Source organism: Pseudomonas kurunegalensis (genome assembly GCF_030291635.1).
GTDB classification, from domain to species: domain Bacteria; phylum Pseudomonadota; class Gammaproteobacteria; order Pseudomonadales; family Pseudomonadaceae; genus Aquipseudomonas; species Aquipseudomonas monteilii.
Genome location: NZ_CP127871.1, coordinates 875272 through 901821 on the forward strand (window position 1 = coordinate 875272; position 26550 = coordinate 901821).

Genomic DNA, 26550 nt, shown 5'->3' on the forward strand with positions numbered 1-26550 from the left:
TGCCATGCCCACGCACGGCTATGGTCTGGGGCTGCTGGTAGTGCTGGCCGGCTGCACCCAGGTTGGCCCGGATTTCGAAAAGCCCCAGCCCCCTTGGCTGGCCGGCTGGAGCACGCCTTTGCTGGAGCAGGCAGGGCGCAGCGCTGCGGCGCCCGACCTGCGCCGCTGGTGGACGGTGTTCGCCGACCCAATGCTGGACGCGCTGATTGCCGAGGCCGATGCCAACAACACCAACCTTCGCGTGGCGGGCCTGCGCATCGCCGAAGCCCGTGCCCAGCTGGCCATCGTGCAGACCGGGCGTTATCCACAGTTGCAACAGTTGAGCGCGCAGAGCCTGTACCTGAAGCAAGACCAGTCCGGCGCTGCAGCAGCGCGCGACTCGGTGTTCTGGCAATCCAGCGTGGGCTTCGACATCGGTTGGGAAATTGACTTCTGGGGGCGCTTCAGCCGCGCCATCGAAAGCGCAGATGCGGCCTACTTCGTTTCCCAGGCCAATTACGCCGATGCCATGCTGCTGTTGCGTGCACAAGTGGCCGACACCTACTTCGCCCTGCGTACCGCCGAGGCACGGCTGGATATCGCGCGCGAGAACGCCGAGCGCCAGGCGCGTAGCCTGGAGATCACCGAGCGGTTGTTCCGCCATGGCGAAAATGACGAACTCGACTGGCAGCAGGCGCGCACCCAATACCTGGCGACCCTGGCCACCATCCCCGAATTCGAAAACCAGCTCAACGCCCTGCGCAACGTGCTGTGCTCGCTGCTGGGCCGCCCGCCCGGGCCGCTGCCGCAGCTGGAGGCCGGCCATGGCCTGCTGCCATTGCCAGACCGCGCCGTGCTTCAGGATGTACCGGCCAACCTCTTGCAGCGCCGCCCGGACATCCGCGCCGCCGAGCAGGCGGTGGCGGCGCAGTCGGCGCTGGTCGGGGTTGCCGAGGCCGATCTTTATCCACAGCTGAGCCTGCTGGGCAGCATTGGCTGGACCTTTTTATCCGCCAGTCACCTGCCCGACACCTTCGACCTGGCTGCTGGCCCGAGCCTGATCTGGAACCCGTTCGACTATGGCCGGCGCAAGAATGCCGTGCGCGTAGAGGATGCCCGCTTGCAGCAACTGATCGAGCTGTACCAGCAAAACGTGCGCGAAGCGGCCCGCGAAGCCGACGATGCCGCCAGCGGGCTTGTCCGCTCGCTGCAGAGCGCAACCATTCGCGAGCAGGCCTCGCAGGCTGCGCAGCGTTCGCTGAACCTGGCCAGCTCGCAGTACCGCGAAGGCTTTGCCGACTTCCAGCGCGTGCTCGATGCCCAGCAACTGCTGTTGCAGCAACAGGACGGTTACCTGGTCAGCCGTGGCAACGCAGTCAGCAGCCTGGTGACCTTGTACAAGGCCTTGGGCGGTGGCTGGGATGCCCGCCGCGCACCGATCGACCCGGCCACCCGCCAGCACATGCAGCACCGCACCGACTGGGGCGAGCTGCTCGACGAGCCAGCCCCCACGGCACATGCACAAGGTGAAAACCAATGAGCGACAGCACGCCTACGCCACCTCCGTCGGCCCCTGATCGCGGCATGCGCTGGGTGCTGCTGCTGATTGCCGTGAGCCTGCTCTGGTACCTGCTGGCCGACCGCTTCACGCCGTACACCCAGCAGGCCCGCCTGCAGGCGTACGTGGTCCCGGTGGCCGCCGAAGTGGCCGGGCAGATCAAGCGTGTCGCAGTCGGCAACAACCAGGAGGTGCGCCAGGGCGATGTGCTGTTCGAGCTCGATCAGGAGCAGTACCGCATTGCCTTGGCCCGCGCCGAAGCCGACCTCGAAACCGTGCGCCGTCAGATCGGCGCCAGTACCGCCGGCATTGACTCGGCCCAGGCCGCGCTGGTGGCGGCCCAGGCCAATGCGCGCAAGGCGCAGCAGGACGCCGAACGGCTCAAGCGCCTGATCGATGAGGACCCGGGCACGGTTTCGGTGCGCCGGCTCGAAGGCGCCCAGGCTACCCGCGACCAGGCCATCAGCCAGGTGGCGGCGGCCCGTGCGGAGGTGGAACGGGCCCGTGAGCAGCAGGGCGGGGCGCAGGAGGACAACGCCCAGCTGCGCAGTGCTGCGGCCAATGTCGAAAAGGCACGGCTTGACCTGGCGCGCACGGTGGTGCGCGCTGATGCGAATGGCCTGATCACCGACCTGCGCACTGACGTTGGGCATTATGTCGGGGCTGGCAGCCCGATGATGACGCTGATCAGTATCCACGATGTGTGGATAAGTGCCGACATGACCGAGAACAACCTCGGCCGCCTGCGCCCCGACACCCCGGTGCTGGTGGTGCTCGATGCGCTGCCCGGTACCGTGTTGAAGGGGCGTGTTCGCAGCATTGGCTACGGCGTGAGCGTGGGCCAGGGCACCCCGCCGGGTACATTGCCGACCGTTCAGAACAGCCGCGAGTGGCTGCGTTCGGCACAGCGCTTCCCGGTGATTGTCGAGCTTGAGCGCGACCAGCTTCAGGACAAGACCGTGCTGCGGGTCGGCGGCCAGGCCGAGGTCATGGCCTTGCCCGGCGAAGGCAACCCGCTGAACCTGCTGGGCCGGTTGTTCATGTGGCTGATGAGCTGGCTGTCGTATGCCTATTGAGTTGCGCCGCCTGCGGGCCCTGCGCCTGGCCTGGGGCGTGGCGCTGTGCCTGGTGGTCAGCTTCGGCATCGGCCTGCCCGTGCCGATCCTGGCACCGGTGTTCGCCGTGCTGTTGCTGGCCATGCGCAGCCAGCCATTGCCGTTGCGAGCGGCACCCGCCTTGGCGGTACTGGTGCTGCTCGCGTGTGGCAGCGGGTTGTTGCTGATTCCACTGTTGCGTCACGCCCCGGTCAGCGGAGTGTTGCTGGTGGGCGTGGGCGTTTTCCTCACGTTGCGCTATGCCCTGATGGGCGGCAACGGCCTGCTGGCCAACTTGCTGATAGTCGGCCTGACGATGATTGCTGCTGCGGGTACCAGCGACTTCACCTTGGCCCTCTCGGTGGTCGACGCGCTGGCCAAAGGCATGTTGCTTGCGGTGCTGGGCACGGCCTTGGCGCATGTGCTGTTTCCCGAACCTGCCAATGCGCCGGCACAGCCGGTACCGCCGCTGCTGGGGCGCGCGCATGTCAGCTGGGTAGCGTTGCGCGCCACGTTGATTGTGATGCCGGCCTTCCTGCTGGCGCTGATTGCCCCGGACCAGTACATGCCGCTGATCATGAAGGCCGTGAGTGTGGGGCAACAGGCCGGCGAAACCCGCGCGCGGCACGCCAGCCGTGAGCTGGTTGGCTCAACATTGCTCGCCGGGTTGCTGGCGATACTGATGTGGGGAGCGTTGAGCCTGTTCGTGCACCTGTGGATGTTTTTTCTGTGGGTGCTGCTGTTCGCGCTCTGGCAGGCGCGGCGGCTGTACCAGGTGGTGCAGAACCGGCAGAGCCCGGCGTACTGGGTGAGTTGCCTGACGACCCTGTTGATCCTGCTGGGGCAGTCGGTGCAGGACAGTGCTGGCGGGCAGGATGTGTACAAGGCGTTTGCGGTGCGCATGGCACTGTTTCTGGCGGTGTCGGTGTATGCCAGTGCCATGCTGATCTGGATTGATCGGCGCCGGGTTCGGGCTGCCTAGGGTTGCCAGTCAACCCCGCTCTCATCCAGATAGGCATCCACTGCCGCGCCCACCGTTGGATGAAAGGCTTTCTCCCCCATATGCTGGAACAACCCGAACCGCCGCATCTTGTCCTTCACCGGGTCTTTCATCTCGGCAAACTGCAACTCCACCCCCCGTGCCTCCAGCGCCCGGTCCAGCTCGGCCAGCATGTCGGCCGAAGTGATGTCGACACTGGTCACTGGCTCCGCCGCGATGATCAACCGCTGCACCGGTGTAGGCGATGCGTCCATTGCCGCCATCACTGTGCTCTGGAACTGCTCGGCGTTGGCGAAGAACAGCGGCGCGTCCCAACGCAGCAGCACCAACCCTGGAATGCGTCGGGCCTGCGGATAACGCTGCACATCATGGTAGCCCCGCGTGCCATCCACCCGGCCCAGTACCGCATGGTGCGGCCGCCAACCGTCCCACAGAAACTCGACCACTGCGATGGCCACGGCGATGCAGATACCGGGAATAGCGCCAAATACGGCTACGCCGACAAAGCAGGTGAACGACAGCCAGAACTCCCACTGCTGCATGTGGAATATACGTTTGAGGTCGGTGAACTCGAACAGGCCCAGTGCGGCAGCAATCACCACGGCGGCCAAGGCACTGTTGGGCAGGTGCTGCATCAGATTGGGCGCCACCAGCAGCAACAGGGTGACCGCCAGCGCGCCGATAATGCCGGTGAGCTGGGTTTGTGAGCCGGCCGCTTCGGCCACTGGCGTGCGCGATGAACTGCTGCTGATGGGTATGCCCTGGAACAGCCCCGAGGCCAGGTTGGCCGCGCCCAGGCCGAACATTTCCTGGTTCGGGTTGACCGGCATTTTCAGGCGTGCGGCATAGGAGCGCGACAGCACACTGGTGTCGGCGAACGACACCAGCGCTACCGCGATGCCACCGAGCAGCACCTCCACCAGGTCGATGTCGCTGACCCAGGGCAAGACAAAACCGGGCAGCCCTTGGGGCAACTCGCCGAGCACCTTCACGCCTTGCTGGTCGAGCCCCAGCAGGCTCACCGCCAGCGTGGCCAGCACCACGGCAATGAGGATGCCCGGTACCCGCTTGAAGGGCTTGAGCAAAAGGATCAGCACCAGGCTGCCACCACCGACCATGAAGCTTGGCCAATGCCCTTGGCCGGCAAGCAGGGCCTGAATCAGGTTCCAGATATCTCGCAGCGGTCCTTGGCTGTCCACCGACAGGCCGAACAGCTTGGGCAGTTGGCTGATCAACACCGTGAGGGCGATACCGTTCATGTACCCATAGCGGATCGGCTTGGACAGCAACTCGGTGATGAAGCCCAGGCGCAGCAGCCCGGCAATCACACAGAACGCCCCGGCGACCAGCGCCATCATGCTGGCGATGGCGATTGCCCGCTGCGGGTCGCTGGCGGCGTACTGCACCACCACCGCCAGGATCGGCGCGGCCAGTGCCGAGTCCGGGCCCAGCACGAGGATGCGGCTGGGGCCGAACAGGGCATAGGCCAGCAGGGGAATGATGGTGGCATACAGGCCATAGATGCCGGGTACGCCGGACGCTTCGGCGTAGGCAATGCCCACGGGTACCAGCATGGTGGTGAGCACCAGGCCGGCGGCGATGTCCTTGGCCAGCCAGGCTGGCTTGTAGTGGAGCAGGGTGACCAGGCCGGGTAACCAGCGTTGCCAGTCGAAGCGAGTGGGTTCGGGCATGGTGCGGGCTCTGGGGGAGGGTGCTGATTGACAGAATAGGTGTTGGAGCCGGGTAGCGCTTCCGGCGCCCTATCTATAAGATGCGATAAATTCTCATTAACTTCTGGTCCCGCCCGTGCCCGCATCCCACACCAGCAAGCTGGGTCTGTTTTTCAGCGATCACCACCGCTGGTTACTGCGGCATGTGCATCGGCAACTGAGCAACCGCCCGGACGCCGAGGACACGGCTGCCGAAACCTTCTGCCAGCTACTTGCTGCCCGGGTCGACCCCGCGTCCATCGAGCAGCCGCGAGCCTACCTCTCGACCATTGCCCGACGGCTGATCTCCGACCGTCTCCGCCGCCGACGCCTGGAGCAGGCCTATCTGGAGCGGCTGATGCTGCTGCCGGAGGCGCTGGCGCCCTCGCCAGAGGAAACGCACCTGCTGCTGGAGGCCCTGCACGCCATCGACCGTAGCCTGGCCGGGCTACCACTGGTGGTGAAGAGGGCCTTTCTCATGAGTCAGCTCGATGGCCTGATCTACGCGGAAATCGGCCGACGTCTGGATGTATCCGAACGAACGGTCGGCCGCTACATGACACAGGCCTTGCGCCAGTGCTACCTGAGTGGGGCGCAATCATGAGCCGCCATGCACTGAGCCCGGCTGCCGAGCAGGCCATTGCCTGGATGGTGCGCCTGCGCTCCGGCCGTGACGACGCCCGGCAACAGGCACTGTTCCAGCAGTGGCTGGGGCACGACCCGGCCAACGCCCAAGCCTGGGAGCAGTTGCAACGCGGCCTGGGTGGGCACTTCGAGGTGGTGCGTCGGGCTCCCGGTACCTTGCGCGATACCTTGCTGGAACCTGAAGCAGGCCGACGCGATGTGCTACGGGCATTGGCCGGGTTTTCTCTGCTGGGTAGCAGCCTGTGGTTTGCAGTCCGTAGCGATACCGGCCAGGCATTGACTGCCGATATCCGTACCGGCACTGGCGAGCGTCGTAGCCTTACGTTGGCTGATGGCAGCCGGCTGACCCTGAATGCCGGCACGGCGGTCGACCTGGCCTTTTCCGACGGCCGTCGCCTGCTACGCCTGCACAGAGGAGGGCTGGTGGTGCAGGTTGCGGCAGACCCTGCCCGGCCGTTCATCGTGCGCAGCGACCAAGGTGATGTACGCGCTTTGGGCACGCGTTTTCTGGTCGAGCAACTGGCCGATGCCACACGTGTAGTGGTGCTGGAGCATGCCGTGCGCGCATCGCTGCCCAGTGGTACCGAACGGGATCTGCAGGAGGGCCAAGCGGCGTTGTTGCATGCTCAACGCATCGAGCCGTTGCTTACCGGCCAGGCCTACCGCGCCGATTGGGTACAGGGCCACCTCAGCGTGCTGGACGAACCCTTGGCGGCAGTGATCGACGCACTGCGCCCGTATCGCCCCGGGTTTATCCGCGTCAGCCCACAGGTGCGCAACTTGCGCGTGCAGGGCGTGTTCCCGCTGGATGACAGCGAGCGCACCTTGGCTGCCCTTGAAGAGACCATGCCGATACGGGTGGAGCGCTATGGCCCCTGGATGACCCTGATCGAAGCGCGCTGATCAGGTGTTGATGAGCGCGGAATTTGTCGCGGGGGCTGTTATTGAATGAAAATTTTTATCATTCGTGTCCGGTTTTTCTCGCTCGTCCCACCTCTCTCCTGACAACAGCAAAAATTCAGGAGTATCCACGTGTTCAAACCTTGGCCCCTAGCCCTTGCCATCACCCTGGCCGCCGTGCCAACGGCCTTCGTCTGGGCAGAAGGTTCCGCGCAGCAACAGCTGCTGCGTTTCGACTTGCCCGCCGCCAGCCTGGCGCACACCCTAAACGCCATTGCCCGCCAAGGCGGGCAGGTGATGTCGCTGGACCCCGCGTTGGTCGTCGGCAAACAGGCACCCGCCATCCAGGGTGAGATGAGTGCCCTGCAAGCCGTGCAACAGGCGCTGGCGGGCAGTGGCCTGCAACTGATCGTCACCGGCAGTGGCACCTTCAGTGTGGTGCCGGCAGTCGATGCCAAAGGTGCGCTGGAACTGGGGGCCACCAATATCAATAGCGTGGGCCTGGGCGAAACCACCGAGGGTTCAGGCTCGTACACCACGGGTGCCGTGACCATCGGCAAAACCCCTCAGTCGCTGCGGCGCACCCCCCAGTCGGTGACTGTGGTCACGCGCAAGCTGATGGACGACAAGAACCTGGTGTCACTTGACCAGGTGATGGCCCAGACCACCGGTATCACCCGCGCCAACCGTGGTTATGGTAACCACCACTTCAGTTCCCGTGGCTTCGACATCACCGACGACAGTTACATGGTCGACGGCGTGGCCGGGCAGGCCTATGCCTACACCGGCTGGATGATCCCCGACATGGCGGTGTTCGACCGTGTCGAGGTATTGCGCGGTGCTTCAGGCCTGCTGGTAGGGGCAGGTAACCCCGGGGGCGCGGTGAACCTGGTGCGCAAGCGCCCGACTGCTGAACCGCGTTTGTCCGTGACCACCCGCGCGGGCTCCTGGGACTACTACCGCCTCGACCTGGACGCCAGCGGCAGGCTGAACCCGGAAGGCTCCTTGCGTGGCCGCGTGGTGGCGTCCTACGAGGACCGTGGCTACTTCACCGATGTCAGCAAGGCCAAGCGGCCGTTGCTGTACGGCATTGTCGAAGGTGACCTGAGCGACGCCACTACCGTGGCCCTGGGCTTGCGCCGGCAAACCTCGCGCATCGATGGTTACAGTGTGCTGGGCCTGCCGAACAACCCCGACGGCAGCAACCCGCACCTCAAGCGTTCCACCTTCCTGGGCCAGGACTGGGCTACGCTGCAAACCCGTACCGATGAAGTATTTGCCGACCTGAACCACCGCTTCAACGACAACTGGACGGGCAAGCTGGCGCTGTCGCATTCCGAAAGCCGCTACAACCGCAGTGCCATCGAGTGGAGCGCAGAAGATACGCTGGAGTACGGCAGCCCCACGGGGCCGATGATCAACGACACCAGTTTTCACAAGTTCGATGTCACCGCCAACGCGGTGGACGGCCACCTGGACGGCGAATTCGAAGCCTTTGGCCTGAGCCATCAGCTGTCGCTGGGGGCCAACTGGTCCAGGCGCAAGATGAATGACAAGGACGCCACGGTAAAGCTGGACAGCCCCATCCCGCTCAATGTGTTCGACCCGGACCACAGCATTGTCCCCGAGCCTTCGCGGCAGGGCTGGGACTACAAGGAAGATACCTTCGATACCCGTTACGGCACCTATCTCAATGCCCGCCTGCACATGACCGAGGACCTGAGCCTGGTGCTGGGTGGTCGCCTGAGCTGGTACAAGACCGAGGCCTGGAGCGGCGGGCTGAAAAGCACCAACGAACAGACGCATGAGTTCACGCCTTTTGTCGGTGCCCTATACGACCTGGACAACAACTGGTCGCTGTACGCCAGTTACGCCGATATCTTCATGCCACAGGCCAGCTACCGCAGTGCCGGCGGCAAGATGCTCGACCCCGCCATCGGTTCCAACTACGAAACCGGCATCAAAGGCGAATTGTTCGACAAGCGCCTGAACCTGTCCTTTGCGTTGTTCTACATCGAGCAGAAAGACGTTGCCGCTCGTGACTACGAGAACGACGGCAACTGCCCGACCGACGTTGCCGGCCGTTGCTACGTGAACAGCGATGGCATCAGCCGCAGCAAGGGCTTCGAAGCGGAGGCCAGCGGTGAGTTGCTGCCAGGCCTGCAAGTGGCAGCTGGCTACACCTTCAACACCACGCAGTCGGAGACGGGTGGGCCGATCTCGGCGCAAACGCCCAAGCACCTGTTGCGGGTGAATACCAACTACACCCTGCCGGGTGAGTGGAACCGCCTCAGTGTCGGGGGCGGCGTGTCGGCCCAGTCCCATTACTACGATGCCTACAACGGAGTGAGCAACAGCGGCCGGGCAGTGTTCGATGCACGGGCGGCGTACAAGCTCGATAAGCACTGGACGGTGGGCGTGGACGTGGAGAACCTGTTGGACCGCAAGTACTTCGACTCGACCGGCTACTGGACGCGCGGTACCACCTACGGTATGCCGCGCAGCTACATGCTGAGCTTGCGCGGGGACTTCTAAGGCCTGGCCCCACAGTCATTCGTTGCTCTTGTGGGCACCGTCTGTCTGTGGGGGCCTCTGCCGCGTAGCGTCAAAACAGCCCTTGTTTGGACACCATCAGCCACACGATCACGAACATTCCGGCAAAACCTGCCACCCCCATCCACAGCCAGGGGCGGTAAAACCTGTGCCAGTTCGCAGGTAATGCCGTGTTGTTGGCGGCGGCGTGTTCCGCAAGGTGTTGCATGCGTTTTTGCAGGACCAGCACCGGTAGCCATAACAGGCCGACAGCGACAAAAATGATCAGTGCATCACGTAGCCAGGGCAGGGTAGGTGGCATACCCGTCAGGTGCAGCATGCCCAGGCCGCTGGCCAGCTGCAGCACACCGGCCGGGGTGGTGATCCAGGTGTCGAAACGTACCACCTGCCTGGCCACTTGGGCGATCACGGCCGGGTGGCGGGTACGTTGGGCTGCGATCAGGTACAGGTACGAGCCCATGCCGAAGCCGAACAGGAACACCGCCGCGATGATGTGCAGGTACTTGAGGTAGAAATAGCTCACGGCTGGCCCTGATGACGTATGTCCAGCTGTATGTCCTGTGGCGCGTCAATCGCGGCCAGGTACTCGTCCACGCTGATCTCGCCAACACAAGGGCGAGCCCCGGCAGCCGGGCGGTAGCCGTTCATCATCTTCAGGGCCAGGGCTACCGAGGCACAGCTGGGGATCTCCGGGCCTTTGTTGCGTCGAGCGGTAAGCTGGATGTTCAAGTGCCGGGGCTGGTCGTTGTGGTCGATACCGCTCGCCTCGATATACAGCGCGCTGAGGCCGTCACCAAAGCGCTCGCAGGCGCTGCCCAGGCGGTGCAAGCGCTTGGCCCAAGGCGTTGGGTTGCCGATCAGGCCGACGCGGCGCGCCAAGGCCAAGGCTGCATTCGCCAGTGCGCCGGGCATCAGGCCGGGGCCTGCCTTGAACACCAGGTCGGTGGCGCCGTAGCGCTCGCCGAACAGGTCCATGTCCGGTACATCGACATTGGCCAGCCAGCGCCAGCCCAGGCCCGGCAGGTTGCGCCGTTGCAGGCCGAGCCAGCCCGGCACTGCGTATGGATTGCCATTGCGCCGTTGCAGGATCGGTTTGCCGGCATAGGCCAACACGCCTTCCACCGTCGCCAGACCCGGCATTTTCGCGGAAGACGAAATGCCGTGTTCAATACGGTCAATGCGTTTGAAGGGGGCGCGGTTTTCATCGAGTAACGCTGCCGCAAGGCTGGGCACCGAGCTGCAACCGCTGAGCACCGCCACACCGGCCGCTTTGGCGGCTTGGTCGAGCACATCAATGCCGTTGACGAAGGTACGGCAGTCGGCAAGGTCGCAGTAATGCACACCCGCTGCGATGCAGTGTTCGGCAACCCGGTAAGGCTGGCCCTGGAAAGGCCCGCCCGTGTGTATCAGCAAGTCCACCTGCAGTTCTCGCAAGGTGTTGGCAAAGCCCGCACCTTGCGCATCTGTGCATACGGTTTGCAGTGGCAGATGCTCGGCTAGGGCATCAAGACGCGTGCGATCACGACCTGTAGCGATCACTTCGATACCGGCGGCCCCGGCGAGGTGCCGGCAGATGATCGAGCCAAAATTGCCGTAGCCACCGACTACCAGAACCCTGAATGACATTGCTCGTCCCTTTTCAATGAAGGGGGATTCTAGGGAGGGGCGGGCGAGCGGGGCAAGTACATACGAGGGGCGGCCGTGTTCTTGAGCGAGAGAATGCCTTAAATGACAAGATTTATTATCATTTGAGATTAGTTTTCATGTAGATTCCCGCACCAGGATTTCTACATGAGCAAGGAGCCAGCCCGCAATGCCCCCGTATATCAACCATTCCATGACCCTGACGCTTGGCCTGTGTGCCTCTGTGTTCTGCCCACTGTCACTGGCGGAAGAGGTGGAAGGCAAATCCGAAGACAGGGTACTGGAACTTGGTTCCACTGATGTGGTGGCCACAAGCTTGGGTAGTACCACTGAAAACAGTGGTTCCTACACCACCGGTAGCATGAGCGCAGCAACGCGCCTGAACCTCTCGATCAAGGAAACACCCCAATCGGTTTCGGTGCTATCCCGGCAGCAGTTGGATGACTTCCAGCTCAACACCCTGTCCGAGGCCATGGCTCATGTGACGGGCGTGACCGTCCAGCGTAACGACTCGGAGCGACCTGCCTACTATTCGCGTGGCTATGCGATCAACAACTTCCAGATCGACGGGATGCTCAATACGTTCTCGGGGCTGAAATCCGACTCAGACACCATCATCTACGATCGAATCGAGGTGGTACGTGGCGCCACGGGGCTGACCACGGGGGCAGGTGACCCATCCGGTACCATCGCGATGGTGCGCAAACGCCCTACGCATGAGTTAGCGGTTAAAAGTGGTGTAAGTGGGGGCAGCTACGACAACTATTACAGCTACCTGGATGTCGGCGGGCCATTGGGCTGGGAGGGGCGGCTGCGCGGTCGCACCGTATTGGCATATCGCGACAGTAAGTCGTTCATGAACAAATACGCCACCCAGCGAGAGGTGGCATATGGTGTTCTCGAAGCCGACCTGACCGACACCACGGTATTGGCGGTGGGATATGACTATCAGAACAAGCATGTCCAAGGTTCCTCCTGGGGCACTGTGCCTTTCTGGAATGCCGATGGCAGCAAAGCCAATCTCCCAAGGTCGACCAACCTCAGTGCCCCTTGGTCTTCCTGGCCGTTGAAAGACCAGACAGTGTTCGCCACCCTGGATCAACGGCTGGGCAATGACTGGCTGATGAAGGTGGCCTACACGCATCGGCAAACCGACAGCGACGGCAAGGTGTATTACGGGGGCAACGGCTTCCCCGAAGCCGACCGCAGCGGCATGCGCGCCTGGTACTCGCATTTCGGTGGGGAGGAGAAGATGGATGCCATCGACTTCAACCTCGCTGGCCCTTTCCAATTGCTGGGGCGCAGCCATGACTTCATGATCGGCTATGGCGAGTCCGAGCGGCGTAATAGCGAGCCTTATCGTATCGGTCTACCGGTACCCAAAGACTACGACAAGATTCCCGATTGGAAGTACATGGGCTCTACCCCCAAATTCTATGATATCGATACCGGGTTGGATGGAGGGCGTTCCTACACCCGGCAAAAAGCCGGATACATTGCCACACGCCTGAACCCGACAGACCGCCTGCACTTTGTTCTCGGCAGTCGCTATGGCAGTTGGGAAACGGAGCGTCGGGATTGGGATTATGACGACGCCCTTAATGTCATCGGGCAGTCAACGAGTAAACAGACGCAGAACGATCAATGGACGCCCTATGCCGGTGTGCTTTATGACCTCACGGAGCAGTTCACCGTGTATGTCAGCTATACAGACATTTTCAATCCGCAGACGGTGAGAGATGTCAACAAGCAGTACATTGAGCCTATCGTTGGAAAAGTCTATGAAATCGGCCTGAAGGGCAGTTTGCTGGAAGAGCGACTGAACCTGAGCACCGCAGTGTTTCGCAGTAAACAGGACAACGTGGCAGAGCAGGATGATTCCGTGCCTCCCAATGGCAACGAGATTTTCTACACAAGCGGTGGTAAAGGCATCGTCGTTGAAGGGTTCGAGGCGGAGATTGCCGGCGAGGTCATGACCGATTGGCAGATGAGCCTGGGCTACAGCTATACCCATGCCGCCACTGCTGAGAAAAAACGGAAGAACACCGAACAGCCATTGAACCTGGTTCGTTTCTCCAGCACGTATAAAATGACCCCGGCATTGACCGTGGGTGCAAGCCTGGACTGGCAGAGCGACAACTTTAGACTAGGCAACCGCCCCATTGGCCGTGAGGGTGACAGGATTCTCACCACGAAAGACAAGATCGGCCAAAAGGCGTTCTCGGTGGTTGGGTTGATGGCACGTTATCAAATAGATGAACACCTGACGGCATCCCTCAACGTGAAAAACCTCTTCGATGAGCACTATTACAACAACGTCGGGTTCTACAACGGGGTCTACCAGGGTGAGCCTCGGACAATGGCGGTAGGCCTGGAGTGGAAATTGTAAGGGTATTGTGAAAAGTCGATGTAGCCGTTATGCAGTTGCTGCATCGTATTCACAAAGCGCGCATTGCCCAAAAAACAAAACCCCTTGAGTCGCGAGCCTCAAGGGGTTTGTGGTTACAGCAGGCTAGCGCTTAGACGTTAAAGCGGAAGTGCATCACGTCGCCGTCTTTGACGATGTAATCCTTGCCTTCCAAACGCCATTTACCGGCTTCCTTGGCACCGCTCTCACCCTTGAACTGGATGAAGTCGTCATAGGCCACCACTTCAGCGCGGATGAAGCCTTTTTCGAAGTCGGTGTGGATCACGCCAGCGGCTTGTGGTGCGGTAGCACCCACGCGTACGGTCCAGGCACGTACTTCCTGCACGCCGGCAGTGAAGTAGGTTTGCAGGTTCAGCAGTTCGTAGCCGGCGCGGATCACGCGGTTCAGGCCAGGCTCTTCAAGGCCCAGGGCCTCGAGGAACATGTCCTTCTCTTCACCGTCGTCCAGCTCGGCGATTTCTGCTTCGATCTTGTTGCACACCGGCACCACCACCGCGCCTTCTTCCTCGGCAATGGCCTTGACCACGTCCAGGTGCGGGTTGTTGTCGAAGCCGTCTTCCGCCACGTTGGCGATGTACATCACCGGCTTGCTGGTCAGCAGGTGGAAGCCGCGGATGACCGCCTTGTCTTCGGCGCTCATGTTCTTCATCAGGCTGCGCGCTGGCTTGCCTTCGGTGAAGTGCGGGATCAGCTGCTCCAGGATAGCCTTCTGCGCCAGGGCTTCCTTGTCGCCGCCTTTGGCGTTGCGGGCAACCTTCTGCAGTTGCTTCTCGCAGCTGTCGAGGTCGGCGAAGATCAGTTCGAGGTCGATGATCTCGATGTCACGCTTGGGGTCGACGCTGTTGGAAACGTGGATCACGTTTTCGTCTTCGAAGCAGCGCACCACGTGGGCAATGGCGTCGGTCTCGCGGATGTTGGCGAGGAACTTGTTGCCCAGGCCTTCGCCTTTCGAAGCACCGGCAACCAGGCCGGCGATATCGACGAATTCCATGGTGGTCGGCAGGATGCGGTTTGGCTTGACGATTTCAGCCAGCGCAGCCAGACGAGCGTCGGGCATCGGCACGATGCCGCTGTTTGGCTCGATGGTACAGAAAGGGAAGTTCTCCGCCGCGATGCCAGACTTGGTCAGGGCGTTGAACAGGGTGGACTTGCCGACGTTGGGCAGGCCGACGATGCCGCAATTGAAACCCATGGGTATTCCCCTCTCTAAAGGAAATCAGGCCTTCTGGCTGTGCAGCTCGCGCATCGCCTTGGCGAAGTCGCCGGCAAGCACGTCCGGCAGCACGCCGAGGGCAAAATCGATGCTGGCGTCGAGCTTCTCCTGCTCGGCGCGCGGCGCGCGGCCCAGGACGAAGTTGGAGACCAGTTTGGCGTCGCCCGGGTGGCCGATGCCAAGCCGCAGGCGGTGGAAGTCGTTCTGGTTGCCGAGCTGCGCGATGATGTCGCGCAGGCCGTTATGCCCACCATGGCCGCCGCCGCGCTTGAGCTTGGCAACGCCCGGAGGCAGGTCGAGTTCGTCGTGCGCCACCAGGATCGCTTCCGGCTTGATGCGGAAGAAATTGGCCAAGGCCGCCACGGACTGGCCGCTACGGTTCATGTAGGTGGTGGGGATCAACAAACGAACGTCGTTGCCCTGATGGCTGAACTTAGCCGTCAGGCCGAAATATTTCTTGTCAGCGGTCAGCGAAACACGCTGTGCGCTGGCAATGCGTTCAACGAAAAGAGCCCCTGCGTTATGCCGGGTCTGTTCGTATTCGGGGCCGGGGTTACCCAGGCCGACGATCAACTGGATGGCGGTCACGTCAGGGGCTCTTCCTTGGAGTTGGTGGGTTACAGGGCGCGCGGCACTGTAACCCGATCAACGCCGGCGTGCGAGTAGATTACTCGGCAGCGCCTTCTGCTTCTGGAGCAACGCGTGGAGCGTGAACGTTGGCAACAGCTTTGTCATCACCGTGGGCCAGAGCTACGAACTCTACGCCTTTCGGAGCTTTCAGGTCCGACAGGTGGATGATGGTGCCGACTTCGGCGTTGGCCAGGTCAACTTCGATGAACTCAGGCAGGTCTTTGGCTTCGCAGGAAACTTCGATCTCGGAAACAACGTGGGAGATCTCGCCGCCTTTCTTGACCGGTGCTTCTTCGTTGATGAAGTGCACTGGAACAACAGCGGTCAGTTTCTGGCCAGCAACAACGCGAACGAAGTCGGCGTGCATGATGAACTGCTTGGCTGGGTGGCGCTGCATGGCCTTGATGATGACGTTTTGTTTAACGCCGTCAACGTTCAGCTCGATAACGTGGCTGAAGGCAGCTTCGTTTTCGAACAGCTTGGTGATTTCCTTGGCCAGGATGGTCAGGGATTGAGCTTCTTTATCGCCACCGTAGACAACGGCTGGGATGCTCAGCGAGTGACGCAGGCGGCGGCTCGCACCTTTCCCCAGGTCAGTACGCGCTTGGGCGTTCAGGATGAAATCAGTCATTTTGCTTCTCCAAAATAGCCCCCCGAGGGCGTTTGCGACCAGCGCCAACGGGGATGGCAAAAAAGCCCCGCCCCAACACATGTTGGGGCGGGGCGCTTCATATCAACACGCGTTCCGCTTAGCGGAACATCGCGCTGATCGATTCTTCGTTGCTGATGCGGCGTACCGCTTCAGCGACAACCGGTGCGATATCCAGCTGGCGGATACGGTCACAGGCTTGAGCAGCGGCGGACAGCGGAACGGTGTTGGTCACCACCAGCTCGTCCAGTACCGACTTCTCGATGTTCTCGATCGCGCGGCCCGACAGGACAGGGTGCGTGCAGTAGGCGTAAACCTTGGCAGCGCCGTGTTCTTTCAGGGCTTTGGCCGCGTGGCACAGGGTGCCGGCGGTGTCGACCATGTCGTCTACCAGGATGCAGGTGCGCCCTTCGACGTCGCCGATGATGTGCATAACCTCGGAGTGGTTAGCCTTTTCGCGGCGTTTGTCGATGATACCCAGGTCGACACCCAGGGACTTGGCGACTGCACGTGCACGCACGACACCACCGATGTCCGGGGAGACGATCATCAGGTTCTCGAAACGCTGGTCTTCGATGTCGTCGACCAGTACGGGCGAGCCGTAGATGTTGTCGACCGGGATATCGAAGAAGCCTTGGATCTGGTCAGCGTGCAGGTCGACGGTGAGAACACGGTCGATACCCACGACAGTGAGCATGTCAGCGACGACTTTGGCGCTGATGGCTACACGTGCCGAACGCGGACGGCGGTCCTGGCGGGCATATCCGAAGTAAGGAATCACGGCGGTGATTCGGGATGCTGAGGAGCGGCGGAAGGCGTCGGCCATCACTACCAGTTCCATCAGGTTATCGTTGGTCGGGGCACAGGTCGGCTGAATAATGAAAACGTCTTTACCGCGAACATTTTCATTGATCTCAGTGCTGATCTCACCGTCGGAGAATTTACCGACAGAGACGTCACCGAGAGGGATATGCAGCTGACGTACGACACGCCGAGCCAGATCGGGGTTAGCGTTCCCCGTAAAGACCATCATCTTGGACACGCGCAGTACCTGAAGGCTGAGGGTATACCTGGATGAGTATAAGGAAAATGGCAGGGGCGGCTGGATTCGAACCAACGCATGGCAGGATCAAAACCTGCTGCCTTACCGCTTGGCGACGCCCCTGTATCTGTTGCTGCGAACGCTTATGCGCTCGACTTCTTGACCAGACTTTGCAGCTTGCGATGCAACATCGAAACATTGCTTCCTTTCGCCACAAACCCTGTTTGGGTCGCTGAAAGAAGGGCCAGAACTTTATCAGCTTCGGCTTTGCTTGGGAAGGCCCCAAACACACAACTTCCAGTGCCGGTTAGTCGAGCCTCAGTGAATTTTCCCAGTAAATTCAACGCATTGCGAACTTCTGGGTAATTCTGCTCTACCACCGGTTGGCAGTCATTTCGACTGTTTCCCTTGGGAACGGGGCGCATCTTAAGGGGGAGTGAATCACGTGTCAACTGTGGATGTGAAAAAATTTCTACTGTGCTGACAGACACTTGCGGCACCAGTACGACATACCAGGGTTCTTCCGGGTCAACCGGGGTGAGTTGTTCGCCCACGCCCTGGGCGAACGCCGCATGGCCGCGCACGAATACCGGTACGTCGGCGCCCAGGCTCAGGCCCAGTGCGGCCAGACGGTCTTCGTCCCAGTCCAGCTGCCAGAGGTGGGCCAGGGCCAGCAGAGTGGTGGCGGCGTCCGAGCTGCCACCACCGATGCCGCCACCCATGGGCAGCACTTTGGTCAGCCAGATGTCGGCGCCGAGCGGGGTGCCGGATTGCTCCTGCAGCTTGCGCGCGGCGCGCACGATCAGGTTGCTGTCGTGCGGTACGGCGTTTATCTCGGTGTGCAGGCGGATTACGCCATCGTCACGCAGGGCGAAGCTCAGTTCGTCGCCATGGTCGAGAAACTGGAACACGGTTTCCAGCTCGTGATAACCATCTGGGCGGCGGCCGATGATGTGCAGCCACAGGTTGAGCTTGGCCGGGGCGGGCAGGGTGAGCGTTTGCATGTGATCAGTGCCCCAGCTGGCGTGGCTGCCAGTCCTTGACCACCAGGGTCACGTCCAGGTCCTTGCCGTGCAGTTTCAGGCGCTCGGGCAGCCAGTAGCCGTTCTGTTCGGTGTAGCTCAGGTACTGCACCTGCCAGCCGTCCTGGTCGAGGCTGGCCAGGCGGCTGTCACCGTCCAGGGTCAGCTTGCTCTTGCTGTCGGGGGCGGGCAGGCCGCGTACCCACCAGACCAGGTGCGACACCGGCAGTTGCCAGCCAAGCTGCTCTTCCAGCAGGGCTTCGGGGCTCGTGGCCTCGTAACGGCCCTGGTTGGCCACTTCCAGTACCACGCCACCCGGGCGGCCGGTCAGGCGTGCGGCACCACGGCCCAGCGGGCCGGCAAGGCGGATGTCGTAGTAGTCCTGGCGTTGCAGCCAGAACAGCGTGCCGCTGCCGGAGTCGCGCGGGGCGCGGATGCCGACCTTGCCGTTGATCTGCCAGCCATCGAGGCTGCTCAGTTGTTCTTTATGGGCGCGCCACTGTTGTGGGTTGCCGTGGCCCTGCAGGGCCTCTCGGCTACCGAAACCGGCACAACCGGCCAGCAGGGCGATCAGGGTGAAGGTGATGCAATGGCGCAGGAACATGGCGTTAAAGGGTCTCGGATCCGGTCAGGCGCAGGAGGGTCTTGCGCAGGATGGGGCTGTCGGCCTGGGCTTCGAAGCCTTTGGCCCACACCTGGCGGGCTTCGCGACGCTTGCCGTTGGCCCACAGCACTTCGCCCAGATGGGCGGCCACTTCATGGTCGGGGAAGTTGGCAAAGGCCTGGCGCAGGTAGGTTTCGGCCTCGTCGAGGTTGCCCAGGCGATAGTTGACCCAACCCAGGCTGTCGAGCACTGCGGGGTCGTCCGGGGTCAACTGGTGGGCCTTGTCGATCAGCGCCTTGGCTTCGCTGTAGCGGGTAGTGCGGTCGGCCAGGGTGTAACCCAGGGCGTTCAGGGCCATGGCATTTTCTGGCTCGCGGGTGATGATGGCGCGCAGGTCTTTTTCCATCTGTGCCAGGTCGTCGCGTTTTTCGGCCAGCATGGCGCGGGTGTACAGCAGGTTGAGGTCGTCCGGGTACCGTTGGATGGCTTGTTGAAGCACCTGGTTGGCCTGGGCGTCCTTGTTGTTGTTGCTGTAGCTTTCCGACTCGATCAGGTACAGCTGGATGGCGAGGTCCGGCTGGGCTTCTCGGGCTTCGGCGAGCAGGCGCGAGGCGTCGGTGCCTCGGCCGTTGGCAATCAGGATGTCGGCCTGGCGCAGTTGCGCTGGCAGGTAATCGGGGCCGGGGCCGACCAGCGCGTATTCGCGCAGGGCGCCTGCGGGGTCGTGGCGCTCTTCCCGGATGCGGCCCAGGTTCAGGTGCGCGGCGTCGACGTTGCTGTCACGCTCGATCAGTTCCTGCAGGTAGCCTTCGGCTTCATCCCAGTCTTTGTTCTCCAGGCACACCAGCGCCAGGGAGTAACGAAGTTCGTCATCGTCAGGGTACTGCTGGACCAGGCTGAGGAACTCGCCCTTGGCATCGGCGATGCGGTCTTGCTCGACCAGGGTGCGGGCGTAGGTCAGGCGCAGGCGCTTGTCATCCGGGTTGTCGCGGATAGCGCCGCGCAGCAGTGGCAGGGCTTCCGGGCCACGGTCCAGGGCCTGCAGCAATCGGGCGCGCAGCAGGATGGGGGCGATTTCGCCGTTTTGCGCCGGGTGCGACTCCAGCAGCTCCAGTGCCTCTTCGGCCTTGCCGTCCTGATTCAGCAGTAGCGCTTTGCCGAACACCAGCTGGCCGTTGTTCGGGTACTTCACCAGCAGGCGCTCGAAGCTTTGCAGCAGGCCATCGCGGGTGCTCTGGTCGGTTTCGGCGGCAGACAGGGCGAGGAAGTCGAAGTGGGTGTCGCCTTGGCCCTGCAGCACCTTTTCCATATAGGCCATGGCGTCGTCATAGCGGCCGGCGCGGGCCAGCTGGATGGCGGCGGCACGTTGGGCGTCGAGGTTTTGCGGGTCGTTGCGGGCCCAGACCAGGGCATTGTCCAGCGATGGCTCGTCGGCGCCGAGGTATTCGGCGATGCGATAGGCGCGCTCGGAAACCCCGGGGTCCTGGGTTTTGGCGGCCTGGTCGGTGTAGTTGGCCAGGGCGATGTCGAAGCGGTTGCGCTGGCCGGCCAGCTCTGCGACCAGCAGGCTATAGAGTGTGTCCTGCTTGAACGAGCCATACACCACGGGCTTTTGGGCCTCGCTCTTTGCGGCCTCGGCGACGGGAGGCTCGGCCTTTTGCGGGGCCAGGCTCTGGCAGCCCTGGAGCAGGGCGAAGGCAAGCAGCAATGCGTATGGTTTGTTCATAGAAGGCTTTAGAAGGACTCACCGGCGGTCGGAGCATGATGACACAAGCGCGGTGGCAAACCCACCTGCGAAGGTCGTGGTTTACAGGCTGGGTGGTGCTGAGTGGGACAGCGGGGTGGGGGAGAGGTTCGAAGGGGCTTGTGACGCAATGACCCAGCCCCTGCCTGTATTTTACGTCCCTGGAAGCAGGAAATGGGAGAGCACAAGCGCCATGAGAAGCGTAATGTGCGGAGTTAGGGGCTGTTCCCGTTTCACATGGGTAGCCAAAGAAAGGTGCAGGCCATGGCCACTACGCTTTCATAATTCCGCTTGAACTTGTCGAAGCGCGATGCGACCGCCCGGTAGTGCTTCAACCGGGCGAAGGCGTTTTCAACCAGGTGCAGCCTGAAAAACCTTGAGCCATTTACCCGCCGCGATCCTCGAATTTACCGTCAGTGTTAGTCGCACCGACAATTTTGTCGAGATCACCGGTCAGGATAGATCCGCTCGTATAGTGCCACGTCGCTGGGGCAGTCAATTTCTCCCCAAGGAGCGTGCGTCGCCACACCGGCGACTGGAAAACCTTCGCTGACTATTGCCCCTAAAAGCGATGTCATGTCAGTTTGGTCGCGTGCCTGAGGCGTGAGCCCTTGCAATTGCTTTTTCAACGCCTGCCAACCCGCTGGCGTGACTTTGAACAAGCCCATGTACTGGCCCTGAATGACTTCAAGACTGGTAGCGGTCTGTCCAATAGCGCTCACCCATCCATCGACTAAGCGGAAGTTCTCAAGGTCTGGTAGCGGATCGTTGAAGCGTTGCTGCCATAGACGCACTGCAGCGGGATCGTAGCCCAGGACAATATCGGCTGGATGGTTAATTAGCTCGGATACTAGGGTGCTGTCGTAGAAGATGTCACCGTAGCTAACAAGGCAAGGCTCTGCGCTCAACCAACCGCTGGCGCAATTTAGTGAGCTGAAAATACCGGAGCTGTGCCAGCGGTGGTTGTGAAACAAAGTGTCGGCGAATGGTGCAAGCATTTCGCTTCGATAGCCTGCAACGATGCCAACCTCGCTGACATCGCATCGACGGAGCGTTTCAATCGCGCGCCGTAGCAGTGGCACGCCGTTAAAGGGTACCAAGGCTTTGGGGCGTTCATCGGTCAGGGCTTGTAAGCGACTCCCGCGACCAGCAGCAAGAATTATGGCTTTCATGAAAAAGCTCCAAAGGCATGTCGCACGCGTTGAATATCCAATGGATCTGCAGGTTGTTCTCGCTCGGGGTGCCACATGATCCCGGTATGCCGACGGTGGTCGTCATGCACAGCCTCGATCACGCCGTCGTCGGCCAGGGCTAGTACGCGGTAGCCGTCGGGCGCCTCGCGAAAGCCGTATTCATGATAGGAATTCACTCGCCGCCGTTGTTCTTGCATGTTGATCATGTGCTCACCTACATGGCCGGCCAAGCGTTCCAACGTGCCGCCAGCTCGCGTCAACATTACCTGCATGCCGCGGCATACACCGAGCACCGGAAGCCGTAGATTTTCCGCAAGATCAAGCAAGACCCTCTCAGTGGCGTCGCGTGTGTCGGCTGTCCCACTCAGGGCCTGGCAACTCCCTCCACCAGTAAGCAGGAGGCCCTGAGGGCGCAATGATTGGACTAGCGCCATGCTGACTCTCGGATCGTTTGGAAGGTACAGCGGGGTCAGCCCACATTGGTCTAAGAATTCAACCCAGCGCTGGTCGAGCGCGTCCCGCCATTCCTGGCGTTCGGCGTTGAACTGCCTGAGCATGGTCAGCCCAACCAAAATCATGCCAGCACCTGTATACGCCGCTCGGCGCAGTCGAGCAGCAGGCTTGTCGCCGCCAGTAGGGTTTTGAATCGAGTATCGCCCACGCCGATAGCTGCGGGAATGGCGAACTCTCGGGCTCGGATCGACATATGCGAGTTCTCGCCTCCGTAGGCGGTGATGAAACCAGCAATGCGGTGGGTAAAAATCCAGTCAAAACCCGGATCAGCGTTTTCGATTAAGACAATGCAACCCTCTATGTCCGGTGCCAATTGCCCTGGAAGCACATGGGCCACCCGCGCATGAGTGGCACTTCGAGTGATGAAGTTGGGATTGCACCAGTGCACTCGATGGCCGAATAGATCTTGCGGCTGACAGATGATACTTGGCGTACGGACTAACTGCGTTTCATACCAGCGGCTGCGGTTGTGGGCAATCGCTTGGTGTAAACGTTTGCGATCGATGTCGGCGTAAACGCTGGTAAAGTCGGTGATTTGCGCAAAGCTGATTTGGTCGCGGTCAAGACCATGTACCTCACCCCAATCGCATAGTGAGCGCAAAACATCCGAAACAAACGCTGAATAGAGGTATTTGAGCTTCTCGCGCGATGCAATAGCGGCCTGAGCAAATTGGAGGAACTGCTCGGCGGAAACGTTAAGACTACACTGGTCGAAAGCTTGCTGAATGGCGTTGACCTGGGCCCGAGATACAGTTAGCCCGTTCGTAGATTTTTGGGGGCGTTGTAATGGGCGCTGCCAGTCAAAATAACTCTCCGGAGTCTCGTCGTAGCGTGCCACACGTATATCGTAGGTACCCGGCCGGACATGACCGTGTAGCTTTAGGAAATCGTCCTTATGCAACGTCTGGAAATCGCTGGCCATCTCGCGACCGATACTATTGACCCCTCCGGTCACATGATCGATGAAACCGGCAGATACTACCCCCGCTGTTTCCAGCGATTTAATTATTGCGGTACCTACGAACGCTGCACGGGCAGCGCCAGCGAATACTTCAGCGACCACGTTGGCCGCCGATAGAGCATTCCTCATACGTTGCAAGGACTCGCCCCGAGGTTGCCCCGCCATTAAACTTTGCACCTTGTCAGTAATACTCGGTAGACGTGTCAGGTCGGAGAAGAACGGGCCGCTGGGGGAAATAATGTGCTCGGTCAACTGGCGTAGCTCGTTCAAGTAGCATTCGTGCTGCTCGGTACTAAGAGTCCGGAACGCCGGCAGCGCGGCAGCGGCACCGGGGCTAGTAAGCTCTGGCGTGAAGCAAGTAGGAATGATCGCGAACTCGATCTTGTCATGCAGATGAGGATGCATGGCCAAGTACTCGCCGCACTGTTGGACTACGCGCTCGGCAACATCTTGAGGTACCGAGGCAGGGATGAATGACTCGATGCTGTGGGCAATGCAGATGTAAGGAGAGCCACCCACCTGGTACATCAGCGGTTTGCGCCGCAGATCCCGGTAGCCGTATCGGAATCTGGCAGAGGCCCAATTAAGGTCAGTGATCAGCTCCTTATATAGCGAGTAGGCTAGCGCACGCGGCTTGGTACCGATCATTTCCGCCGGGTTCCAGTCCGGCATAAGGCCAAGGAAGGCGGTCGACGTAGGACGCAGATGGTGTTGCTTGCAGATCAGCTCTTCGAGCTGGGAGACCTCGTGCTCCAAAACTTTGCGTAGTTGGGCGTCGGCAAGTGCGCTGGCATTACGGGGCCCATCCGCGGTCATGGGACGCACTTGGAATAGCAGAGGGCCATCGACAGTGATCGCGAACTCTATGTCCAAGGCATCGCGCCCGGTTAGAACTTGTACCTCTTCGAGCAACGCAAACAGCCCTGGTAATTCCGCAGGCTCGCTTGCCGCCTCGCTGCCAAGGGAGACGAAAGCGTGCACAGTCTCGTTGCCGGCAGTGACACCGTCAGTGCTGGCACCTGGTACATAGTCAACTACGTAATATGGCAAACCCGTCTCGGGATCACGGGTCATCGCCACTCCGCTGGCCAATACTCCTCTCGCCATCTGCTGCACAAGCACCTCATCGCGCTCGCGAGCTAGGCCGTAGGAGGCGATCACCGTCTTGATAGCTTCGCCGAGTGCCTGGCCGCCACGCACATCTAGAACTGACGCGTACATTCCTGCACCGGAATGGCCGTCGCGGTCTTCGGCTAGGCAGCTGGATCGTACAATCAGCGGCTCATCGCCGAAGAACGCCTGACAGTGCGCGATCACTGCCTGCCAGTCCTCCCGCCACTGTGCCACGGTGAATCGATGAAGGGGCAACACTTGCCCGGTGCTCAGAAGTGGTGCCAGTTGCTGCAGGGTATCGGCCTTGCCGGAAAAAGCGAAAACGGGAGAAGGATTTACTGAGTGCATATGTCTTCCCTAATCAGTCGAATCAGTCCGTTGCAGGGGGCTGTCAGTTCATGTCAGGTTTAAGCCAACTCGGCGCCGGTATAAGTCGCGAGCTCAAGGCCGTAAAGTGAGGACAGCTCGCGCAGGAAGCGATTGCCCTTTTTCGCAGCAGAGTGGGGGCAGTCGTCCTCAACGATGACGTGGCCAATTGTGCCGATGTTGCCTCTATAGACGTTTACCGCCTGGCCAGGCGCAACGTGGGCGGTGCAAAACCGGATGGCGTACTTGTCCAGTAATGGCTGTAGGGTGTCGGGGTCGTAGTCGTGGGCGATATGACCGCCATTGCGGGAGGCGACAGTTACGACGCTACCTGCGCGCTGAAGCACTGAGTCGTCAATTAGAATGGGCTCGCCCAGGTGCAGACGGACTAGCAGTTCGAACGGGTCGATGCCGGTCAGCATCCGGTACATCTGCGGCGCTACGCTACCCATCATGCGTGCATTGATCTCCACTAGACAGGGGCCTTTGGCATCGCGCAACAGTTCAACATGATAAAGGCCAACATCCAGCCCCAGAGCGCTGAACACCGCCTGTACATATGCTTTGATCTCGTCGCGCTGTGCTGCGTCAAGGCCTGACGGCATGGTCGCGGTCATTTCTAATATTTCGCTATAGTCGGCGCGGAAACGGATGGTGGTCGCAAAGCAGGAGACCTTGGCGTCCTGGACGATGACTTCCGCTGAATGCAATGTACCGTCGATGTATTGCTCGACCAGATAGTCGCGGCTTACCAAGTGGTCGATCATAGGATCAGCACCCTTGCGACTCTGGCGCAGCTCGGCGAGAAAGGCGTCAAAGTCGGTCTGGCTATGGCAAATGGCGGAAAACTGCTTGGCGAATCCTCGGGTCGGCTTGACAACGAATGGCAGCGACAAACTCGGAACGACCCCGTTGATCAGTTGCTCCTCGCTTAGTACTTCAAAATCAGGGGAGCGTAGTCCGTGTGCCCGCAGCGTTTCGCGCAGTCGACTCTTGTATACCGCCCCGCACAGAGCTTCGTACCTCGGGTAGAGGGTGCCGATGCGCTGGGCCTCACGCGCCACCGGTACTATGGCTGCTTCAGAGGTGGAGATCAGGGCGTCAATAGGACGCTCTGCGTGCAGGTTGGCCAACAACTGGCTGAATTCGCCGTCTTCCAGATTATCGATACGCAAATAAGCATCCACATATCGCAGGTAAGGCTCGAGACGGGAGGTGTCGTCCTTGATCGAGATCGTCAGGAACGAGGCGTCGCGCTGATGAATGAAGGTGACATGGCAGCCAAGCCGTTTGGCTGCCTCAAAAGCCAGCAGGCCGCTTACGGTGCTGTCGACGAAAACCACATGTTTCATTGGAACCTCGGATTACCAGGGATGAAAGTAAATAGTGCTGAGCCCGAACAGCATTGCGAAGCAAGCGACCGTCGAAGGTGCGCCATACTTGGGAACTCTCAAGCTGGTGACCTGGAGGATGCCGACCAGGGCCACCAGGCCGACGATCACACCGGCACCGTAATGCCCGGTCGATAGCCCCATCAGCGCCAACGCAAAGACAAATCCTGAATATGTGGTGGGTAGCCCCTGATATCCCCCGCCAGCCGATGTGCTGGGCATGCCAAACAGCGATAGCCGCAAAATGGCTGTGAAAACCAGAGTTGCTGCGACCAGCGTGGCCGAAAGAGACTGGTCGAGGATTAGGATGACAAGGGCTGGCGTGATGCTGAAATTGAGCAAGTCGGCAAAACTGTCTAGATGCTTGCCGAAGGCCCGTTGCGCGCTGTTCGCCGCCAGGTAGCGCCGGGCTATGTGGCCGTCAAGGAAGTCGAGCATCGCGGCCAGGCAAATCACCGTCGCCGCCAGAGCGAACCGTCTTTGCAACGCAAAATAAACAGTACCGAAGGCCAGGCCGATATTGAACATTGTTAATATGTTCGCCAAATCCAAAAGACGGACGAACGGAAATACACGCGCCAATGTGGGCATATTTTTCT

Annotated in this window: 22 protein-coding genes, 1 tRNA gene and 1 pseudogene; 7 read left to right on the forward strand and 17 right to left on the reverse strand. The window is 61.0% G+C overall.

What is annotated here, in order from left to right:
- The first annotated feature begins 4 nt into the window (after positions 1 to 4).
- The 3 genes from QQ992_RS03965 to QQ992_RS03975 are packed head-to-tail and all read left to right on the forward strand — an operon-like array spanning position 5 to position 3613.
- Positions 5 to 1519: an efflux transporter outer membrane subunit gene (locus QQ992_RS03965; RefSeq protein ID WP_286112272.1), complete on the forward strand. Its 1515-nt coding sequence runs from the start codon at positions 5 to 7 to the stop codon at positions 1517 to 1519.
- Entirely contained in the window at positions 1516 to 2613 is a 1098-nt protein-coding gene (locus tag QQ992_RS03970) for an HlyD family secretion protein (protein WP_286112273.1), read from the forward strand. Before QQ992_RS03965 ends, QQ992_RS03970 begins: the two co-directional genes overlap by 4 nt.
- Positions 2603 to 3613, forward strand: a complete 1011-nt coding sequence (locus QQ992_RS03975) for a DUF2955 domain-containing protein (protein ID WP_286112274.1) — start codon at positions 2603 to 2605, stop codon at positions 3611 to 3613. Before QQ992_RS03970 ends, QQ992_RS03975 begins: the two co-directional genes overlap by 11 nt.
- Here QQ992_RS03975 and QQ992_RS03980 read toward each other — a convergent pair.
- The gene (locus QQ992_RS03980; RefSeq protein WP_286112275.1) at positions 3610 to 5322 is read right to left on the reverse strand and encodes a SulP family inorganic anion transporter; all 1713 of its coding nucleotides are present in this window, start codon (positions 5320 to 5322) and stop codon (positions 3610 to 3612) included. The genes QQ992_RS03975 and QQ992_RS03980 overlap by 4 nt on opposite strands.
- Positions 5323 to 5437: 115 nt before the next feature.
- On the opposite strand from QQ992_RS03980, the gene QQ992_RS03985 reads away from it, so the two are divergent.
- The 3 genes from QQ992_RS03985 to QQ992_RS03995 all read left to right on the forward strand — a co-directional run bounded on the left by QQ992_RS03985 (position 5438) and on the right by QQ992_RS03995 (position 9420).
- Positions 5438 to 5944 carry a sigma-70 family RNA polymerase sigma factor gene (locus QQ992_RS03985; RefSeq protein ID WP_286112276.1) on the forward strand — a complete coding sequence of 169 codons (507 nt, stop codon included), beginning with the start codon at positions 5438 to 5440 and terminating at the stop codon, positions 5942 to 5944.
- On the forward strand, positions 5941 to 6888 hold the full coding sequence (locus QQ992_RS03990; RefSeq protein ID WP_286112277.1) for a FecR domain-containing protein: 948 nt from the start codon (positions 5941 to 5943) through the stop codon (positions 6886 to 6888). Before QQ992_RS03985 ends, QQ992_RS03990 begins: the two co-directional genes overlap by 4 nt.
- Before the next feature lie 129 nt (positions 6889 to 7017).
- Positions 7018 to 9420, forward strand: a complete 2403-nt coding sequence (locus QQ992_RS03995; RefSeq protein ID WP_286112278.1) for a TonB-dependent siderophore receptor — start codon at positions 7018 to 7020, stop codon at positions 9418 to 9420.
- Positions 9421 to 9490: 70 nt separating this feature from the next.
- Here the strand turns inward: QQ992_RS03995 and QQ992_RS04000 are convergent, their stop codons facing one another.
- Both QQ992_RS04000 and QQ992_RS04005 read right to left on the reverse strand, forming a co-directional pair.
- Complete coding sequence (locus QQ992_RS04000; RefSeq protein ID WP_286112279.1) at positions 9491 to 9961, reverse strand: DUF2269 family protein; 471 nt, start codon at positions 9959 to 9961, stop codon at positions 9491 to 9493.
- The gene (locus QQ992_RS04005) at positions 9958 to 11064 is read right to left on the reverse strand and encodes a saccharopine dehydrogenase family protein (protein ID WP_286112280.1); all 1107 of its coding nucleotides are present in this window, start codon (positions 11062 to 11064) and stop codon (positions 9958 to 9960) included. Before QQ992_RS04005 ends, QQ992_RS04000 begins: the two co-directional genes overlap by 4 nt.
- Before the next feature lie 187 nt (positions 11065 to 11251).
- Here QQ992_RS04005 and QQ992_RS04010 point away from each other — a divergent pair, with 187 nt between their 5' ends.
- Positions 11252 to 13471 (forward strand): TonB-dependent siderophore receptor, encoded by a 2220-nt coding sequence (locus QQ992_RS04010; protein ID WP_286112282.1) that lies wholly within the window; start codon positions 11252 to 11254, stop codon positions 13469 to 13471.
- A gap of 130 nt (positions 13472 to 13601) precedes the next feature.
- Here the strand turns inward: QQ992_RS04010 and ychF are convergent, their stop codons facing one another.
- The 14 genes and pseudogenes from ychF to QQ992_RS04080 form a co-directional block, all read right to left on the reverse strand.
- Positions 13602 to 14702 carry a redox-regulated ATPase YchF gene (gene ychF, locus QQ992_RS04015; RefSeq protein WP_064314338.1) on the reverse strand — a complete coding sequence of 367 codons (1101 nt, stop codon included), beginning with the start codon at positions 14700 to 14702 and terminating at the stop codon, positions 13602 to 13604.
- Positions 14703 to 14726: 24 nt separating this feature from the next.
- Positions 14727 to 15311 carry an aminoacyl-tRNA hydrolase gene (pth, locus tag QQ992_RS04020; RefSeq protein ID WP_012270476.1) on the reverse strand — a complete coding sequence of 195 codons (585 nt, stop codon included), beginning with the start codon at positions 15309 to 15311 and terminating at the stop codon, positions 14727 to 14729.
- A 79-nt stretch (positions 15312 to 15390) separates the two neighbouring features.
- Positions 15391 to 15984: a 50S ribosomal protein L25/general stress protein Ctc gene (locus QQ992_RS04025; protein ID WP_016713313.1), complete on the reverse strand. Its 594-nt coding sequence runs from the start codon at positions 15982 to 15984 to the stop codon at positions 15391 to 15393.
- Positions 15985 to 16102: 118 nt separating this feature from the next.
- Positions 16103 to 17044 (reverse strand): ribose-phosphate pyrophosphokinase, encoded by a 942-nt coding sequence (locus QQ992_RS04030; RefSeq protein WP_003247410.1) that lies wholly within the window; start codon positions 17042 to 17044, stop codon positions 16103 to 16105.
- 48 nt (positions 17045 to 17092) lie between these two features.
- Positions 17093 to 17167 (reverse strand) — tRNA-Gln (locus QQ992_RS04035).
- Between the two features lie 20 nt (positions 17168 to 17187).
- Complete coding sequence (gene ispE, locus QQ992_RS04040) at positions 17188 to 18048, reverse strand: 4-(cytidine 5'-diphospho)-2-C-methyl-D-erythritol kinase (RefSeq protein ID WP_286112284.1); 861 nt, start codon at positions 18046 to 18048, stop codon at positions 17188 to 17190.
- Positions 18049 to 18052: 4 nt separating this feature from the next.
- On the reverse strand, positions 18053 to 18670 hold the full coding sequence (gene lolB, locus QQ992_RS04045; protein ID WP_016713311.1) for a lipoprotein insertase outer membrane protein LolB: 618 nt from the start codon (positions 18668 to 18670) through the stop codon (positions 18053 to 18055).
- A gap of 4 nt (positions 18671 to 18674) precedes the next feature.
- Entirely contained in the window at positions 18675 to 20396 is a 1722-nt protein-coding gene (locus tag QQ992_RS04050) for a tetratricopeptide repeat protein (RefSeq protein ID WP_119368825.1), read from the reverse strand.
- Positions 20397 to 20647: 251 nt separating this feature from the next.
- Positions 20648 to 20776 (reverse strand): annotated as a pseudogene (locus QQ992_RS04055) (IS5/IS1182 family transposase); the annotation flags it as partial.
- An 84-nt stretch (positions 20777 to 20860) separates the two neighbouring features.
- Complete coding sequence (locus QQ992_RS04060; RefSeq protein WP_286112287.1) at positions 20861 to 21586, reverse strand: phosphocholine cytidylyltransferase family protein; 726 nt, start codon at positions 21584 to 21586, stop codon at positions 20861 to 20863.
- Entirely contained in the window at positions 21583 to 22185 is a 603-nt protein-coding gene (locus tag QQ992_RS04065; RefSeq protein WP_286112289.1) for a type 1 glutamine amidotransferase, read from the reverse strand. The genes QQ992_RS04060 and QQ992_RS04065 overlap by 4 nt, the downstream gene beginning before the upstream one ends.
- Positions 22182 to 24542, reverse strand: a complete 2361-nt coding sequence (locus QQ992_RS04070; protein WP_286112291.1) for a PEP/pyruvate-binding domain-containing protein — start codon at positions 24540 to 24542, stop codon at positions 22182 to 22184. The genes QQ992_RS04065 and QQ992_RS04070 overlap by 4 nt, the downstream gene beginning before the upstream one ends.
- A 59-nt stretch (positions 24543 to 24601) precedes the next feature.
- Positions 24602 to 25912 carry an ATP-grasp domain-containing protein gene (locus QQ992_RS04075; RefSeq protein ID WP_286112293.1) on the reverse strand — a complete coding sequence of 437 codons (1311 nt, stop codon included), beginning with the start codon at positions 25910 to 25912 and terminating at the stop codon, positions 24602 to 24604.
- 12 nt (positions 25913 to 25924) lie between these two features.
- Positions 25925 to 26542: a CDP-alcohol phosphatidyltransferase family protein gene (locus QQ992_RS04080; RefSeq protein WP_286112294.1), complete on the reverse strand. Its 618-nt coding sequence runs from the start codon at positions 26540 to 26542 to the stop codon at positions 25925 to 25927.
- Between the last annotated feature and the right edge of the window lie 8 nt (positions 26543 to 26550).